Here is a 1442-nt window from a genome sequence, read left to right on the forward strand (position 1 = left end):
GTGTGATGTCTCAGGACATCGGTGACGGTTCTGCATCAGGACTTCGGTGACGGTCAGTGTGTCAGGACTTCGGTGACAGTTGTCAGATTTTGGGGCGTGGGCCTCGGGGTCGGCCGTTGCCGACGTATTTGATGCCGGGTGCGGGTCGGGTGTGCTCAGCCAGGACCTCGCCTTGCAGGTCGGTAACGATGATCTTGTCGCCGACGCTGACAACGAGGACCTGCTGAAAGCGACGCTGCACATCGACTAGGTAGGTGACGGTGTCGACCCCGATGGTCCCCGCCGTGGTCACCGTTCTGACCCGTGTGCCGACGGGCAGATCGGTGGGTGCTTGCGCTTTGGGGCGCCGGTGGGGGCTCGGGGCAGGTACGTCGTAGATCGGCCGGTCAGGTTTGGGTCGGGGTGGATCAGCTTTGGGGGTCGCCTCCCACGCTGTCAGCGGTGTGACGCGCCCGGGTAGACCCTGGTGGGGACGCTCGGTGTTGTAGATGTGGTCGAACGCGTCGACCTGGGCTTGCAGTTCGGCCAGCGACTCCGCGATCGGCTGTTTGTCGAGGTAACGGAACAGGGTCTGGTGAAACCGTTCGTTCTTGCCCTGGGTGGTCGGCTTGTAGGGCTTGCCGGTGATCGCCTCCACGCCCAGACCGGCGACGTGACCGACGAGCCGGCCGACGTAGCCACGCCGTGAGGGATTGACTGCGAGTCCGTTGTCGGTCAGCAGACGTTGTGGCCCACCGTGAGCGACGATGGCCTTGTCCACCACGGTGATCGCATCCTTGGCGGTCTCGCTGGTTGAGACGTGGGAGGCGAGTGCGTAGCGGGAGTGGTCGTCGATGAGTTGGAAGATCACGCACGTACGCCCGCCGCTGAGCACGTACTCCGTGGCATCGAGTTGCCAGCAGGCGTTCGGGGCCGGATAGACGAATCGCCGCCATGCCGAGCGTGGCCTCTTTTTCGGCTCCAGGCGAGCCACGCCGGCTTCCCGGAAGATGCGGGCCAGCGATGCCGTGGACGAGATCTGCTCCAAGCCCATCGCCTGCATCTTTTCGTGCACGCTGATCGGCCCATGATCCAGCCCGGAGGACTCCAGCGCGGCACGAACCGCCACAGCCTGTGTCTTGACCTCATCGCTCAGTTTCGATGGGCTCGACTTCGGTCGCCGAGTCTTGGGTTCGAGCACTGCCGCCGGCCCATCGACCTTCGCGCGCTTACGTAACTCGTAGAACGACTTTCGAGAGATGCCGTGCTCGGCGCAGAACGTCGAGACCGCCCCGCGGGGTGCGTCATCGGGCCACTGCGATATCGCAAGCCGCACGACAGGATCGATGGGTTCATTGACAGCCACCACCCGAGCCTTGAGGCAGAAGTGTCACCACCAAGACCATCCGAACCGTCACCGATGTCCTGATGCAGAACTGTCACCGATGTCTTGGGAGATGACA

Annotated in this window: 1 protein-coding gene; it reads right to left on the reverse strand. The window is 63.7% G+C overall.

Annotated features, from left to right (window positions below; translation table 11 throughout):
• Positions 1–82 precede the first annotated feature (82 nt).
• Complete coding sequence (locus A5727_RS12720; RefSeq protein ID WP_068249563.1) at positions 83–1348, reverse strand: IS481 family transposase; 1266 nt, start codon at positions 1346–1348, stop codon at positions 83–85.
• Positions 1349–1442: the final 94 nt, after the last annotated feature.

The organism is Mycobacterium sp. ACS4331 (genome assembly GCF_001667265.1).
GTDB lineage: Bacteria > Actinomycetota > Actinomycetes > Mycobacteriales > Mycobacteriaceae > Mycobacterium.